Origin of the sequence: Neobacillus sp. YX16, assembly GCF_030123505.1 — a bacterium.
In the GTDB taxonomy this organism is placed as follows: Bacteria; Bacillota; Bacilli; order Bacillales; family Cytobacillaceae; genus Neobacillus.
In genome coordinates this window covers 2,229,728-2,245,826 of the sequence record NZ_CP126115.1, presented here as the reverse complement: position 1 = coordinate 2,245,826, position 16,099 = coordinate 2,229,728, and the positions used below count along the sequence as shown (strand labels likewise).

The 16,099-nt window shown below is 40.6% G+C and carries 10 protein-coding genes; 2 read left to right on the top strand and 8 right to left on the bottom strand.

Annotated elements, in window-relative coordinates; genetic code table 11:
• Nucleotides 1–9: 9 nt before the first annotated feature.
• The gene (gltB, locus tag QNH48_RS10860) at nucleotides 10–4,554 is read right to left on the bottom strand and encodes a glutamate synthase large subunit (protein WP_283954896.1); all 4,545 of its coding nucleotides are present in this window, start codon (nucleotides 4,552–4,554) and stop codon (nucleotides 10–12) included.
• Between the two features lie 133 nt (nucleotides 4,555–4,687).
• Here gltB and gltC point away from each other — a divergent pair, with 133 nt between their 5' ends.
• Nucleotides 4,688–5,593 (top strand): glutamate biosynthesis transcriptional regulator GltC, encoded by a 906-nt coding sequence (gene gltC / locus QNH48_RS10855; protein WP_283954895.1) that lies wholly within the window; start codon nucleotides 4,688–4,690, stop codon nucleotides 5,591–5,593.
• Between the two features lie 86 nt (nucleotides 5,594–5,679).
• On the opposite strand, the gene QNH48_RS10850 is transcribed toward gltC, so the two are convergent.
• The 7 genes from QNH48_RS10850 to QNH48_RS10820 all read right to left on the bottom strand — a co-directional run bounded on the left by QNH48_RS10850 (nucleotide 5,680) and on the right by QNH48_RS10820 (nucleotide 13,906).
• Nucleotides 5,680–7,212 carry an acyl-CoA carboxylase subunit beta gene (locus QNH48_RS10850; protein ID WP_481858493.1) on the bottom strand — a complete coding sequence of 511 codons (1,533 nt, stop codon included), beginning with the start codon at nucleotides 7,210–7,212 and terminating at the stop codon, nucleotides 5,680–5,682.
• 39 nt (nucleotides 7,213–7,251) lie between these two features.
• The gene (locus tag QNH48_RS10845) at nucleotides 7,252–8,034 is read right to left on the bottom strand and encodes an enoyl-CoA hydratase (protein WP_283954893.1); all 783 of its coding nucleotides are present in this window, start codon (nucleotides 8,032–8,034) and stop codon (nucleotides 7,252–7,254) included.
• An 18-nt stretch (nucleotides 8,035–8,052) separates the two neighbouring features.
• Complete coding sequence (locus tag QNH48_RS10840) at nucleotides 8,053–8,979, bottom strand: hydroxymethylglutaryl-CoA lyase (protein WP_283954892.1); 927 nt, start codon at nucleotides 8,977–8,979, stop codon at nucleotides 8,053–8,055.
• Between the two features lie 33 nt (nucleotides 8,980–9,012).
• Nucleotides 9,013–9,225, bottom strand: coding sequence for an acetyl-CoA carboxylase biotin carboxyl carrier protein subunit (locus QNH48_RS10835; protein WP_095251047.1), 213 nt, complete (start codon nucleotides 9,223–9,225; stop codon nucleotides 9,013–9,015).
• A gap of 17 nt (nucleotides 9,226–9,242) precedes the next feature.
• Nucleotides 9,243–10,598, bottom strand: a complete 1,356-nt coding sequence (locus QNH48_RS10830) for an acetyl-CoA carboxylase biotin carboxylase subunit (protein WP_283954891.1) — start codon at nucleotides 10,596–10,598, stop codon at nucleotides 9,243–9,245.
• Between the two features lie 156 nt (nucleotides 10,599–10,754).
• The gene (locus tag QNH48_RS10825) at nucleotides 10,755–12,722 is read right to left on the bottom strand and encodes an acetate--CoA ligase (protein ID WP_283954890.1); all 1,968 of its coding nucleotides are present in this window, start codon (nucleotides 12,720–12,722) and stop codon (nucleotides 10,755–10,757) included.
• A gap of 44 nt (nucleotides 12,723–12,766) precedes the next feature.
• Nucleotides 12,767–13,906, bottom strand: a complete 1,140-nt coding sequence (locus QNH48_RS10820; RefSeq protein ID WP_283954889.1) for an acyl-CoA dehydrogenase — start codon at nucleotides 13,904–13,906, stop codon at nucleotides 12,767–12,769.
• 285 nt (nucleotides 13,907–14,191) lie between these two features.
• On the opposite strand from QNH48_RS10820, the gene QNH48_RS10815 reads away from it, so the two are divergent.
• Nucleotides 14,192–16,024 (top strand): helix-turn-helix domain-containing protein, encoded by a 1,833-nt coding sequence (locus QNH48_RS10815; protein WP_283954888.1) that lies wholly within the window; start codon nucleotides 14,192–14,194, stop codon nucleotides 16,022–16,024.
• Nucleotides 16,025–16,099 lie beyond the last annotated feature (75 nt).

Sequence of the window (16,099 nt, the reverse complement as noted above, 5' to 3'; positions counted from 1 at the left end):
TCCCCTTTCTTAGCGATTTGCAGCTTCCTGCTGTTTAGATGATTTTGGTTTTGCAGAGGAGTTCGCTAAAAAGGCGCTCATTACTGCTTCTTCTTCAGATAATCCTGCTAATTTTTGCTCTTCAATCAAATGAATCATCCGTTTATAATCCTTCGGAATGACTTTGACAAATTTTCTAACACACTTTTCCCAGTCTTCTAGAACACAGCTAGCCTTTACACTTTGTGTGTAACGGAAATGGTTTTCGATTAACAGTTTTAGCTCATCCTGGTCGGCAGTAGTTGATACCGATTCAAATTCAATTAATTCTTGATTACACAAATGCTTAAATGCATCCTTGTCTTCCGCTAAAACATAGGCAATTCCGCCGGACATTCCAGCTGCAAAATTTTTACCAACATCACCCAAAATAACAACACGCCCGCCAGTCATATACTCACAGCCATGGTCACCTATTCCTTCAACAACAACATTTACACCGCTGTTACGAACAGCAAAACGTTCGCCTGCACGACCATTAATATAAGCTTCACCACTAGTTGCACCGATAAAGGCGACATTCCCAGCAATAACGTTTTCTCCAGAGGCGATTTTCATATGCTCTTCTGCTCTAACAATAATTTTTCCGCCAGATAGACCTTTACCAACATAATCGTTCGCGTCCCCGGTAAGTTCAAGAGTCATTCCTTTTGGTACAAAGGCACCAAAGCTTTGTCCGGCAGAACCGGTAAATCGTAAGGTAATTGTATCCTCCCGAAGTCCATCTTCACCGTACCGTTTGGAAACTTCACTTCCGACGATGGTTCCCGCCACGCGGTTGATGTTTGAGATTGGAAAGCTTAGATCTACAGGTGTTCCACGCTCTATAGCTGGTTGAACAGCCGGAAGAATGTGTTTAATATCAAGCGATTCGTTAATTCTATGATTTTGTGGAGTTTTAAAGGTCCGGTGTCCTTCAGGCTTATAAAGTAACGATGTTAAATCCAAATGCTGTGCCTTCCAATGTGATTTTGCCCGCTCACTTACTGATAATACATCTGCACGGCCGACCATTTCCTCAACACTTCTGAAACCAAGCTCAGCCATAAGTTCACGCACTTCCTGTGCAATGAATCGCATAAAGTTAACGATATAATCTGCTTCTCCCGTGAACTTTCTGCGAAGCTCAGGGTTTTGAGTGGCAATCCCAACTGGACATGTATCCAAATGACACACACGCATCATGACACAGCCAAGGACAACCAGCGGTGCGGTTGCAAAGCCAAATTCCTCCGCTCCGAGCAAAGCCGCCATAACTACATCCTTGCCAGTCATTAATTTTCCGTCTGTTTCAAGCACAACCCGATCGCGCAAACCATTTAGCATAAGCGTTTGGTGAGCCTCTGCTAATCCAAGTTCCCACGGCAAACCGGCGTGCTGAATGCTCGTTTTCGGGGAGGCACCCGTTCCACCGTCGTAACCGCTGATCACGATCACATCTGCTACTGCTTTTGCCACACCTGCAGCAATTGTTCCTACCCCGCCTTTTGAAACAAGCTTAACGCTGATACGGGCATCACGATTGGCATTTTTCAAATCATGGATCAGCTGCGCCAAATCCTCGATGGAATAAATATCATGGTGCGGCGGAGGCGAAATTAAGCTGACTCCCGGCGTTGCCCCACGAACGTCGGCAACCCATGGATATACTTTCGTACCCATCAACTGGCCGCCTTCACCAGGTTTTGCTCCTTGTGCCATTTTAATTTGCAGCTCTTCGGCATTAACAAGATAATGACTTTTTACTCCAAAACGGCCGGAAGCAACCTGCTTGATCGCACTTCCTCTGTTGTCGCCATTTTCATCTATAACAAAACGGCTTGAATCTTCCCCGCCTTCACCGGAGTTGCTTTTTCCGCCTAATCGGTTCATGGCAATCGCCAATGTTTCATGTGCTTCCTTACTAATAGATCCAAACGACATTGCACCAGTCTTAAAGCGGCGGACAATTGAATCTACTGACTCTACTTCCTCAATCGGCACAGCTTGTTGGGTTCCATTAAAGGAGAATAGGTTGCGTAAGAAGCCAAGTCTTTCTTCATTTGCCTGCGTCGAGTATTTTTTAAATAATTCATAATCACCATTACGACAAGCCCATTGCAATGTATGGATAGTTCCAGGATTAAAGGCATGGTGTTCACCATCATGTCTCCATTGAAAATTACTTCCTGATTCTAAGGTCTTGTCGGGTGATCCAGCAAAAGCCTCCGCGTGTCGCAGCTTCGCTTCCTGGGCGATAGTGTCTAAACCAATCCCACCAAGCTGGGAAACTGTTCCAGTGAAGTAGGTATCGATAACCACAGAGCTGATCCCAACAGCTTCAAAAATTTGTGCGCCACGGTAACTTTGCACGGTTGAAATCCCCATTTTTGACATGACCTTCACAACGCCCTCAGTCATGGCATAGATATACTTCTTCACCGCTTCTTGATAGGTGAATGGTAAAGTTCCTTCCGCGATAGCCTGCTGATAGGTAGCGAACGCAAGATAAGGGTTAATCGCATCAACACCATATCCGAGCAGTACCGCAAAATGGTGAACTTCTCTTACTTCCCCTGTTTCAATTAGGATACTCGCCTTCGTTCTTAATCCTTCACGAATCAAGTGTTGATGAAGGGTGCTCACTGCCAATAACGATGGTATTGCAACCTCTTTTTCATTGATATTTCGATCAGACAGGATAATTAAGCTTGCTCCGTCTGCAATTGCTTTATCTGCTTGACAGCAAATTTCCTTAAGGCTATTCTCTAAATCCTCTGCGAACAGGATGTCGATTACATTGCTTTTAAATGAATCGTTCGTCTTTAAATCTTCAAGCTGGCTGTTGGTTAGAACTGGTGTTTCCAACTGAATCCGACGACTATTTTCTGCCGATGGGTGAAGTAAATTACCTTCTGCTCCTAAATAGGAAATGGTTGAAGTAACAATTGCTTCACGAATCGAGTCAACTGGCGGATTGGTTACTTGGGCAAATAATTGCTTAAAGTAGTTAAACAAAGTTTGAGGACGGTCTGATAAAACAGCAAGCGGCATATCATTCCCCATTGCGCCTAGAGGATCCTTGCCTTCAGTCACGGCTGGAAGGATGTATTTTTGAATATCTTCATACGTATATCCAAAGGCTTTTTGAAGGGTCAGTAAATCAGCCCGACTCTCTCCCTCAGCCTCTACACTCGCTTCCAAGCGAACAAGCTGATCATTTAACCATTGCTGATACGGCTGTTGACTCGCCAACTGTGATTTAATTTCCTCATCGGAAATAATTCTTCCTTCTTCTAAATCAATCAATAGCATTTTCCCTGGGCGAAGACGCTCTTTGTACAATACCTTTTCTGGCTCTACATCGATAACTCCAACCTCTGATGAAAAAATAATGTAATCATCTTCTGTAACATAATAACGTGCCGGACGTAGTCCATTCCGATCCAAAATAGCACCAATTTGTTTTCCGTCAGTGAAAGAAATAGCGGACGGTCCATCCCAAGGCTCCATTAAAGTACTGTGAAATTCATAAAAAGCTCTTTTTTCCTCTGTGATATGAGGATTTTCAGACCATGGCTCTGGGACAAGCATCATCGCTGCATGTGCTGGCTTTCGGCCGGCAAGCACTAAAAATTCAAGCGCATTGTCTAAAATCGATGAATCACTTCCATCTGTATCAAGGATTGGCAGTACTTTTTCCAAATCCGTTCCAAACGCCTCTGAAACAAATTGACTTTCCCGCGCCTTCATCCAGTGAATATTTCCCTGAAGTGTATTAATCTCGCCGTTGTGAATTAAATAACGGTTTGGATGTGCTCTTTCCCAGCTCGGAAATGTATTTGTACTAAAGCGCGAGTGCACTAAAGCAAACGCAGAGACAAAATTCTCATTCTGCAGATCCAAATAGAACTGATCTACTTGCTCTGGCGTTAACAGACCTTTGTATACAATCGTCCTGCTAGAAAAACTAGCAAAATAAAACCGATATTCAGAATCCTTTGCCCATTTTTCCGCTTGTTTCCTAATTACGTACAACTTCCGTTCAAATGCTAATGAATCCGTATTTTCGCTGTCACCAACAAATAACTGGCGAATAACAGGACAACTTTCCTGTGCTGTTACCCCTATTGTTTCGGCATTGACCGGAACCGTTCTCCAGCCAAGCACCGTTTGCCCCTCTTGTTCGACCATTTTATTGATATAGTTTTCAATTTCTTCTCGTTCACCGTCATCCTTAGAGAAAAACAGCATCCCTACGCCGTATTCCCCTTTTTCAGGTAAATTTATTGATGAACATTCTTGACGGAAAAACAGATCCGGTATTTGAACCATAAGTCCAGCGCCATCGCCTGTAAGTGGGTCACTCCCCTGTCCTCCGCGATGATCCAATTGACAAAGCATTTTTAGTCCTTTTGCCACAATATCATGTGTGGCATTTCCTTTTATGTGAGCATACAAGCCGATTCCACAGGCATCATGTTCAAATTCTGGACGGTAGAGACCTTGTGCTTTTGGTAGTTGATGGTACGTCATTTCAAATCTCTCCCTGTTTGTTGAATTATCGATATATTTATATGAACTATTTTAGGTTTTCTAATTAATACAAACAATATATAATTTATATCAAATCAATCTAATTTTTATATAAATAAAAGGAGGAATAACAATGGAGCTTCGTCAATTACGTTATTTAATCGAAGTAGCGGAACGGCAGCATGTTACAGAGGCAGCGGACAATCTAAACGTGGCACAATCAGCAGTTAGCTATCAAATTACCAAACTGGAAGAGGAGTTAGGGGTTAAGTTATTAGAAAGGGTTGGCAGGAATATTAAGATTACACAGGTCGGAAATATTTTTTTAGAATTTGCAAAAGGGGCTTTAAAAACATTAGAAGAGGGAAAGGAAAAAGTAGAAGAATATCTCAATCCACTAGGAGGTACGCTTCATATTGGATATCCTTCAAGTCTCTCCATCTATTGGCTACCAAATCTTATTTCGGCTTATAAGGAAGTTGCGCCAAATGTTAATTTCCATTTGCGGCATGGCTCCTATGCCTTCTTAATTGATGCAGTTAAAAACGGAGAAATTGATTTAGCCTTTCTCGGCCCTGTCCCCATGAAGGAACCAGATTTGGAGGCAAAAATTTTATTTATGGAAAATATCGTTGCATTAATTCCTGAGCATCACCCCTTGGCTGATCGAAAAAGTCTATATTTAAGTGACTTGCGGACGGATCGATTCGTCTTATTTCCAGATGGATATATTCTTCGAAAAATTGCTGTAGACGCCTGTCATGAGGCTGGTTTTGAACCGAACATTGCGTCCGAAGGGGAGGATATGGATGCATTAAAAGGGCTTGTTTCCGCAGGAATTGGTGTTAGCCTATTACCTGAGAGTACTTTCTATGACTCTGTTCCCCGGTTCACAGTCAAAGTACCGATTGAAACACCAAAAGCCATGCGAACAGTTGGAGTTATTATTCCAAAACATAGAGAAATTGGACCATCCGAGAAGAATTTCTATCAATTCCTCATCCAATATTTCAGCAGGTTGGAACAGTATAAACAATGAGAATTGACTCAAACGGGACGGTTCTTCCGGTCTTTTTTGACCAGAAGAACCGTCCCCTCGGTTTTTTCCCTCGGTTTTTTTAAAATTTAAACCGGATATACTGGATGTTTTCTTTCTGAGAAGATAAGATATTTTGAAGAATAAGCCTCAAAACGATTTACAAGTTCCTTACGTAATGAGTTTGCTGGGATAATACCGTCAATCACCATTTCGGAAGCCAAATTATAAATATCAATATCCTCTTTATATTCTTCACGTTTTTGTTCGATGAAAGCTGCTCGCTCCTCTTCGGGAAGTGCAGCAATTTTATTCGCATAAACGGCATTAACCGCTGCTTCTGGTCCCATAACCGCAATGGATGCAGAAGGCAAAGCAAGACAAGCATCCGGTTCAAATGCAGGGCCAGCCATTGCATAAAGACCAGCGCCATAAGCTTTACGTACGATAACAGAGATTTTTGGCACACTTGCTTCAGACATCGCTGAAATCATTTTCGCACCGTGGCGAATGATTCCTGCCCTTTCTACCTTTGTACCAATCATAAATCCAGGCACATCAACTAGAAACAAAAGTGGAATATGGAAGGCATCACAAAGGTTAATAAATTTTGCGGCCTTATCTGCTGAATCGTGGAATAATACCCCGCCTTTAACACGAGGCTGATTGGCAATAATTCCGACAGGTTTTCCGTCCATGCGTGCAAGTCCGGTAATAAGCTCGCCCGCAAAAAGTTTTTTTATCTCAAAGAAGGAACCTTCATCAATAATCCCACCAATTAGATCATGCATATTAAATGGTGAATTTTGATTAACAGGAATCAGTTCTTCTAATGGTTTCTTCAATTCTTTAGGATCCACTGCCTCACGAACTGGCGGTTTCTCTGAAAAATTAGCCGGAAAATAAGATAGATAGTTTCTAGCCATTGAAATAGCTTCCTCTTCATTTTTTGCAAGAACATCACCGCAGCCCGAAACCGAACAGTGCATGCGAGCCCCGCCCATTTCCTCCAGGGTTACATTTTCACCTATAACCATTTCAGCCATTCTTGGTGATCCCAGGTACATTGATGCATTTTTATCAACCATAATGACAATGTCACAAAATGCTGGAATATAGGCTCCGCCTGCAGCAGATGGTCCAAACAGAATACAGATTTGAGGAATTTTACCCGAAAGTTTTACTTGATTGTAAAAGATTCTTCCTGCACCACGGCGCCCTGGGAACATTTCCACCTGATCCGTTATCCGCGCTCCAGCTGAATCTACTAGGTATAATAATGGCACTCGCAGCTTTTCAGCCGTTTCTTGGATTCGAATGATTTTTTCTACCGTACGAGCTCCCCAAGAACCAGCTTTAATGGTAGAATCATTGGCCATTACACAGACCTGCTGGCCATTGATCTTGCCCATCCCTGTCACAACACCATCTGCAGGAAGATCCCCCGCCATACAGTTGGCAAATAGACCCTCCTCTAGTTCAAGGTCAGAATCGAATAATAATGATAAACGGTCGCGGACGAACAGTTTTCCTTGCTCTTGGTTTTTCTCGTGATATTTAGGAGGTCCACCCTTTTTAATTTGTTCAACTCTATCATTTAAAGTTTGTTGGAGAGGTTTCATATCCACAGTCATTTTTCCTCCTCGATTCATGTAAGTTTCTTATTCTCCAATATAATTCGGAGTACGTTTCTCTTTAAAAGCCTGCAATCCTTCTAACCGATCTTTTGTTGGAATCGTCACTTCATAAGCATTTTGCTCGATTGCTAGACCAGTGTTTAGATCAACATCATAGCCTTTATCGATTGCGAACTTTGCTTGTGTTACGGCAATTGGACCATTCCGAACAATTTGTCGTGCAATTTCTAATGCTTTATCTATTAAGCTTGCAAAAGGGACCGTAAACTCTACTAATCCAATCTCAAGGGCTTCCTTTGCATCAATTCTTCTAGCAGTGAAAATGAGCTCTTTGGCACGTCCCTTTCCTACTAATCTTGGTAATCGCTGAGTTCCACCAGCACCAGGAATAATTCCCAATGATGTTTCCGTAAGACCAAGCTTAGCAGTTTCAGAGGCAATTCGGATATCACAAGCGAGCGCAAGTTCAGTTCCTCCGCCAAAAGCAACGCCGTTTACAGCTGCTATGACCGGTTGGGGTAATGATTCTAGAGAGTTTATATTTTCGCGGATTAAAGAAACCGTCTTCCTCACTTGAACACTATCCATTCCAGCTCTTTCTTTTAAATCAGCTCCTGCACAAAAAGCTTTCTCCCCAGAACCTGTAATGACGATACAGCGGACTGTTCGATCATATTTACATGTAAGAAGTGCATCACGGAGACCCTCTAACATCTCTATTGATAAAGCATTGGCAGCTTCTGGCCTATTTAAAGTAATCATCACGATTCCGTTTTCCATCTTGTTAACTAATATGGTTTTACTCATGATTTGATTTCACCTTTTTCATATGGTATTTCCAAGCTTTCCGCTCAGCCCGGCGCTTGCAGCTTGAAAACTTTTACTAGGTAATGTTCTGCCTATCTTGTCCTGAATGAATTGGGAGGCATGAAGTAACTTTTGCTGATCAACTCCAGTGTGGATGCCCATCCCATGAAGCATATAGAGTAAATCATCTGTCGCTACATTTCCTGCTGCTCCAGGTGCATACGGACATCCTCCCAATCCGCCAAGGGAAGAATCAAAAGTGGTAATCCCCATTTCTAATGAAACTAAGATGTTAGCCAATGCAGTTCCCCTTGTATCATGAAAATGCATAGCTAACTTATCTGCTGGAAATCTTTTTAATAAGACTTCCAAAACTTCTTGAACTTGCTTTGGATTTGCGACACCAATTGTATCCCCGAGAGACAGCTCCGCAATCCCCATTTCAAATAATGCTTCGGAAACTCTTATGACCGCTTCTATATCAACATGACCCTCATATGGACAGCCAAAAACAGTTGAAACGTAACCTCTGCTGAATTTACCTGCTGAAATAGATTCTCTGGCCAAATCTCTTAGCACAGGGAAAGTCTGTTCAATACTTTTATTGATATTTTTTAGATTATGAGTTTCACTTGCTGACATAAACAATGCTACTTCATCAATGTTCGCTTGTAACGCCCGTTCCAAACCTTGAAGGTTTGGAACAAGTGCTGTATAGGTGACACCAGGCACTTTGTTAATGCCCGTTGCAACGGCAACTGCGTCTGAAAGTGCCGGAATCCATTTTGGATTAACAAAAGAGGTAATTTCAATATGTTTTAGTCCACTTTCTGACAATTGATTAATCCAAGTGATTTTATCCTCAGTTGAAATAAAAGTTTTTTCGTTTTGTAATCCATCACGAGGACCAACCTCTTTAATTGTTACACCTGCAGGCCACTTCATTGCTCCATCCCCTTTCCACCTTACTTCCAGGCTCTATTCAACTTCTACAATGACGTCGCCTTCATTTACAAAATCGCCTTCATTCACTTTTACTTCTCTCACCGTTCCAGCGAATTCAGCTTCAATCGGAATTTCCATTTTCATCGATTCTAAAATCACAACATCTTGACCCTCTTCTACCTGATCTCCAGCTTTAACTAATACCTTCCATACACTTCCTGCCATACTTGCAATGATTTCACTCATGATTATTCCTCCTATTTTTACGATTTTGTTTTTTGGGTTTTAATATACTTGCTAACAAAGTCTGTTGTTGTATCGCCTAAATGGAAAGCCGAATGGGCAATAACCTCTTTCAGCATTGGGATATTTGTTTTAATCCCTTCAATATGATAATCAGCTAATGCATCTTGCAGACGATTTATTGCCTCTTCACGATTGCTTCCTTTAACAACTAGCTTAGCAATCATTGGATCATAAAAAGGAGTGACGACGGATTGACCGTGAATAGCTAATTCATGTCGTACTCCAGGTCCTTTCGGCAACTCTAAATTTGTTATTTTCCCAGGTGAAGGGAAAAATGTTTTAGGATCCTCCGCATAAATTCTAACCTCAATGGCATGCCCCTCACGTTTTACCTCTTCTTGAGTAAAATTAAGAGCTTCCCCTGCAGCAATTTGCAATTGTTGTTCAACTAAGTCTAAACCGGTAATTTCTTCCGTAACCGGATGCTCCACTTGCAAACGAGTATTCATCTCAAGAAAGTAGAAATTTTGCTCTTCATCTACTAAGAACTCGATCGTTCCTGCATTTTTATACCCAATTGATTTGGCCGCTTTTACTGCTGCCTCCCCCATCTTGGTACGAGTCTTCTCAGTTATAAACGATGATGGTGCTTCTTCTACGACTTTTTGATGACGGCGCTGGATCGAACATTCACGTTCCCAAAGGTATACGGTGTTACCCAAACCGTCCGCTAAGATTTGAATCTCAATATGTCTTGGATTTTCAACGAATTTTTCGATATACATCGCTCCATCGCCAAAGAAATCAGTAGCCCGCTTTTGGTTCCCCGCAAAAGCTTTACGGATTTCATCCCCGTTATGGACCACCTGCATCCCAATACCGCCACCTCCTGCGGAGGCTTTCAGCATAACGGGATAACCGATACGATCCCCCACTTCTACCGCTTCCTCTGCATCTGCCAGTGGGTAGGTAATTCCTGGAACGACAGGAACACCGGCTTCCTCCATCACTTTGCGTGACTCAATCTTATTTCCCATTTTAGAAATAACCTTTGGAGAAGGTCCGATAAATATAAGTCCTGCTTCCTCACAACGGCGGGCAAATTCAGCATTTTCAGAAAGCAAGCCATATCCCGGGTGGATTGCCTCCGCCTCTGAGAATAGAGCGACCTCTAGAATTTTATTGATATTTAAATAGCTTTCTGCTACCCGAGAACCTCCAATTAAATAGGCTTCATCTGCCAGTTTTACATGTGGAGCATCACTATCAGCTTCTGAGTAAACTGCAATCGTAGTGATCCCTAAGTCTTTGCATGTACGGATTACACGAACAGCAATTTCACCGCGATTAGCAATTAAAACTTTTTTGAACATGCCTTTCCACCCTTTCTATCTTCTATCTAAATAGGTCCAAAGGTTATTAGCTTCATTAGAAACTTAACCTTTTACCGTTGAGGAGATATGTAATATCTAAATGGAACCAGTTATTTGCCAATCATTTTCCTGACAAATAACTGGCTCAAATTACGACTATTTAACTGATGCTTTTTCAGCAAGTAGTTTTTGTATTTGTGCTACGGTAGCTGGATCTTCTAATCCTGTAATGTCACCTTGAACCTTTCCGGTTACAACAATTTCCTTTAATAGACGTCGCATGATTTTTCCACTGACTGTTTTCGGCAGCATATCAGTAAAAATAATAGATTTTGGAGCTGCAATCTTACCAATTTGTTGAATAATCTGATCATTTATCTGTTGTCTTAATTCTTCTGTTTCTTGATAGGTATCAGCGAGACGGACAAATACGAGTGGAACTTCTCCTTTAATTTCGTCAGGGATTCCAATGATTGCTGTTTCAGCAACACCCTGAATTTCTAGTACAGCGCTTTCCATCTCCATGGTACTTAAACGATGTCCTGCTACATTAAAGGCATCATCTGAACGGCCAACTACCCATAAATATCCATTATCATCTATTAATGCCAGATCGCTGGCATAATAGCAGCCATCTACTTGGCTAAAATAGGATGCGTAATATCGCTCAGGTTCTTTCCAAAGAGTTCGGCATAGCATCGGAAATGGTTTTCGGATAACCAGATTTCCTAACCTGCCAGGTTTAACAGGATTGCCTTCTTCATCAACTACATCCATAACAGCACCTAAAAAGGCAGTACCCGCGGCACCCGGTTTCATGGGTGTCAGCCAAGCTGCTCCAGCTATTGGCGATCCCGCTGTTTCGGTTTGACCCCAAGTATTATTGATATATACCTTTTTCTTTCCTAAAACATCATAGGTCCATTGCCAGGTTTCCGGATCGAAAGGTTCACCCACAAGGGAAATGACATCGAGACAAGATAAATCAAATTTCTCTAACGCCTTTTCTCCCATACTTTTTAACATTCTTAATGCTGTTGGGGCAGTAAATAGTTTGTTTACCCTGTATTTTTCAATGATTTGATAAAAACGGTCTTTTGTTGGATAATCAACTGCCCCTTCAAAGACAACAGTTGTTACACCGTTCGCTAAGGCACCTGTAATCCCCCAAATATGCATGGTTAACCAGCCAATATCCGCCGTACACCAGAAGACATCGTCATTACGGTGATCCATATGATACTTCGCATATATGTAATTCTGAATGACAAAAGCCATACCGGAATGCACGACACCTTTTGGTTTACCTGTCGTACCGCTAGTATAAAACACAATACCACTCTCATTAGCTTCTATTCTCTCAGGTTCACATACGATGCTTTGTGCATTTGTCTGCTCATGCCACCAGTAATCCCGTCCTTCTTTCATTTGAACCTCTGATCCCAATCGATCTACAACAATAACTGCTTCAATAGATGGAATAGATGGTACAACATTATCAACTTTTTCTTTTAAAGAAATGAGTTTACCCCTGCGTTCAGTTGCATCCGCAGTGATCAATACTTTAGGCTCAAAATTAATAAGTCGGTCTGTCAATGATTTTTCGGAATAACCTGAGAAAATCGTATTGTAAATGGCACCAATTCGAAAACAAGCTAAAACAGAAATAATGGCTTCGGCTAGATTCGGAAGAAAAATAGCGACACAATCACCTTTTTTCACACCAAATGATTTAAGAACATTCGCAAATCGATTCACTTCAGCAAGAAGCATATTATATGTGTAAAATTTGGTGTCCCCGTTTTCACCTTCCCAAATGAGAGCGGTCCGGTTTCCAGCCCCATTTGCTATATGCCGATCAAGTAAATTTACACTTGGGTTACTAATGCCGCCTGAAAAAAAGCGAAAATCTGGAAGCTGCCCACTAATGGTTTCATTCCATGGTTCATACCAATCAAGTTCACGTGCTGCACGATCCCAAAAGGCCGCAGGATCATCTTGGGATAATTTAAGAAGTTCTTGGAAAGCTTCGTTGCTCCCAATGGAGGTTGAACGCACTTTTTCTTCTGCAGGATAAATGAGTTTGCTATTTGAAACCACTTGTAAAATTCCACTGATATCCATGTCATGACCCCTTTACAATTTTTAGTTAATACCTATAAAATTCATTAACATCCAATTTGTTTAGCAATGACCATTCGTTGAACTTCAGATGTTCCTTCGCCAATTTCCAAAAGTTTTGCATCACGGAAGAATCGCTCAACCTGATATTCCTTCATATATCCATATCCGCCATGAATTTGAACGGCCTGATCACAGGCACGCATGCATATTTCTGAAGCAAATAATTTTGCGAATGCTGCTTCCTTTTTAAAAGATCGTCCTTGATCCTTTAACCAAGCTGCTTTGAAAACCATATTCCGGGCTAATTCTATATTCATTGCCATGTCGGCTAATTTAAATTGGATTGCCTGGAAGTTGGATAAACTTTTTCCAAACTGCTTTCTTTCTTTTGCATATTGAAGTGCTTTGTCGTAAGCTCCTTGTGCAATTCCTACAGCCATGGCACCGATTCCAATCCTTCCGCCATCGAGAGTAGCTAAAAATTGCTTGTAACCGTTTCCAATTGTTCCTAACAGATTTTCTTGAGGAATTCTTACGTTTTCTAGGATAAGTTCTGTTGTATTTGAGGCATGAAGACCCATTTTTTCGTAGTTGTCGATTACAGTGAATCCTGGAGCGTTAGTAGGGACAATAAATGCGCTAATACCGTTGATTCCTTTTGAGCGATCTGTTACCGCTGTCACTGCAAGGTGATTGGCATAGCTTGCATTTGTAATAAAACATTTGGAGCCGTTAATGATCCATTCATCTCCATCAAGAACAGCTGTTGTTTGCGTTCCTCCTGCATCGGACCCCGCATTCGGTTCAGTCAATCCAAATGCTCCGAAGGACTCTCCCGTACAAATTGGTGTTAAGTATTTTTCTTTTTGCTCGTGGGTGCCAAATAAATTAAGAGGGGCCCCTCCTAATGAAATATGTGCTGAATAGGTAATGCCTGTTGATGCACATACACGACTAAGTTCTTCAACAACAATTGCAAAGCTGATTGTGTCTGCTTCTCCACCCCCATATTGTTCAGGGAAAGGAAGACCCATGATTCCTAAATCTGCTAACTTTGAAAAAGCTTCCTTAGGGAAATCCCCCGTTCGATCACGTTCATCTGCTCCAGGAGCAACTTCTGCATCAGCAAAATCTCGAATTACACTGCGTATCATCTCTTGTTCTTTCGTTAAATCAAAATTCATTTATCTACAACCCCTTTCCAAATATTCTGATTGTTTTAGTAAAAAAAAATTCTAATCTTAATGACCATTTTTTTGCAGCAAATCTCAATCTCTCCTAAAAACTCTTTTGCAGACCCCCTATCAATACTTTCGAATTTTACATATAATCAGAATATAACTATTAGGAGAATAATGCTATGTTCATTTCCATGAAGATTAGAATGAAAAATTTGTGACTTTTACACAAAAAACTAAAAATGAATCAAACGTAAAAATAAAATCCAATTGCGTAGGGAAAGGATGATAATGATGCAAGATACATTAACTCATAGGCAGCTAAAGTCCTTAATCCATGTGTCCAACGTTATCAATTCCAAATTAGATATTGATACCATTTTTGAATCAATCATGAATGAAACAATCTCTGTCGTTGAAGCTGCTGGGGGAGGCTCTATATGGATTTTTGACAAAAACCAGAATCGACTCATCGCAAAATCAGCTCAAGGATTATTTTATCCACAGATTTTCAGGCAAATTAAACTAGTTAGTGGTGAATCCATGACGGGGATGGCTTTTGCAGCAAAAAAGTGTCTCATTTTTTGGGATGAGGTAGAAGTTAAACAGGCACTGTCTACATTAACTCCGGATAACAGAGATTTATTAGACCGAGCTATTCCGAGTAACTTTCATTTTACTTCTGTCATTTCTTCACCTATTTTACAAAAAGGAAAGTGTATCGGCGTAATTACACTTGATTCTTTTGAACAATCTTTGCAGTTTAAGCAAGAGGATATTAATCTTCTAGAAGCGATTGGTCATCAGGCCGCTGTTGCTTTGGAAAAATCCAGTCTTTACAATGAAAAGGAATTAATGGTTCGAAAGCTTTCCCATTCAATTGAAATACATAGAAACCTTTCCAATCTTGTTGTAAATGGAGAAGGAATTCAATCGATAATGGACTTAATACATAATACAATTGGACAGCATCTGCTACTCTTTGATGAGATTGGAGAACTTAAGGCTTCCGCCTGCCATTCAACATTTTCGGTTGAAATGACCGAGTATATGAAAGCGTATGCAAAACAAATTATTCTAACACTAGAAAACTCACATACCATTTCCGAAATAACGATAAATGATGATACCTATCACTTGGTTGTATTATCGCTTGGGTCCAAACTTAAGTCTCTAGGCGGGCTCATTATCCTTTCTAAGCAAAAAATGAATGAAGTGGATATCGCAGCTCTTGAACATGCATGTACTGTCATTTCGCTTGAACTGGTAAAAGAGCAAGCCGTTTTTGAAACACAGCAGCGATTAAGAGGGGAATTCGTGACGAAGCTGTTTACAGGACAAATCGATGAAGTACTCATTCAGAAAGCAAAAAATTTAAACTTTGACCCTAACTGGAAGTATGTTGCCCTTATTATTAATTTTGAAGATAAGTTAGACGAGCAAAAGGTTTTTGGTGATTATGTTATCAGGAATTTACTCCATATGGTCAATATGCCATTACTTGGGGGGAACTCTCAAGTAACAGCAGTAAGGGATGAGAATCAAATTGTTGCTCTTCTATCCTTGCATTCAAGAGTTTCTTCGTTCAATATTGTTGCTGAAATAAAAGAACTTGCAAGAAAGTTACAGCTGCAGATTAAAAATAAATATAGTGAGATAGACGTATCGATTGGTATTGGAAGAATGAAGCAAGGGCTTACTCTTGTCCATGAGTCATTTGTAGAAGCGACAAAGTGCATAAAGTTTCTCAAAAACTATCAATTTGATCATCGAATTCTTAGTTATACAGACCTTGGCGTTCAAAGGTTTATTTTACAAAATTCACAGGAAGAATTGCTTGATTTTATCCAAGAAGTACTAGGTCCTCTTATTCAGTATGAACAATCTAGAAAAGGCGAATTGTTAAGTACACTGATTGTATATTTAGACCAAAATCAAAACATCAAGAAAACGGCTGATTCTTTACATATTCATACAAACACCTTAAGCTATCGTTTAAAACGAATTGAGGAAATTCTATTAACGGACTTGAATGATAGTCAACCATTATTTAATATTCATTTAGCAATAAACATCTATCAATATATAAAAGATAAAGACACCTTACAGAAATACAATAGCTAAAAAAAGCTATTAAATATTGAAAACAGGATAAAAAGCCCATCTATTTAAAAAGAATCATTGGGTAATATAGTCCGA

What these genes read in the sequence shown, in the direction of transcription:
- QNH48_RS10835 (WP_095251047.1), bottom strand. Translation starts at nt 9,225, where the DNA reads ATGAGTGAAATCATTGCAAGTATGGCAGGAAGTGTATGGAAGGTATTA.
- QNH48_RS10840 (WP_283954892.1), bottom strand. Translation starts at nt 8,979, where the DNA reads ATGAAGTGGCCTGCAGGTGTAACAATTAAAGAGGTTGGTCCTCGTGAT.
- QNH48_RS10825 (WP_283954890.1), bottom strand. Translation starts at nt 12,722, where the DNA reads ATGGATATCAGTGGAATTTTACAAGTGGTTTCAAATAGCAAACTCATT.
- QNH48_RS10850 (WP_481858493.1), bottom strand. Translation starts at nt 7,212, where the DNA reads ATGAAACCTCTCCAACAAACTTTAAATGATAGAGTTGAACAAATTAAA.
- gltC (WP_283954895.1), top strand. Translation starts at nt 4,688, where the DNA reads ATGGAGCTTCGTCAATTACGTTATTTAATCGAAGTAGCGGAACGGCAG.
- QNH48_RS10830 (WP_283954891.1), bottom strand. Translation starts at nt 10,598, where the DNA reads ATGTTCAAAAAAGTTTTAATTGCTAATCGCGGTGAAATTGCTGTTCGT.
- QNH48_RS10820 (WP_283954889.1), bottom strand. Translation starts at nt 13,906, where the DNA reads ATGAATTTTGATTTAACGAAAGAACAAGAGATGATACGCAGTGTAATT.
- QNH48_RS10815 (WP_283954888.1), top strand. Translation starts at nt 14,192, where the DNA reads ATGATGCAAGATACATTAACTCATAGGCAGCTAAAGTCCTTAATCCAT.
- QNH48_RS10845 (WP_283954893.1), bottom strand. Translation starts at nt 8,034, where the DNA reads ATGAGTAAAACCATATTAGTTAACAAGATGGAAAACGGAATCGTGATG.
- gltB (WP_283954896.1), bottom strand. Translation starts at nt 4,554, where the DNA reads ATGACGTACCATCAACTACCAAAAGCACAAGGTCTCTACCGTCCAGAA.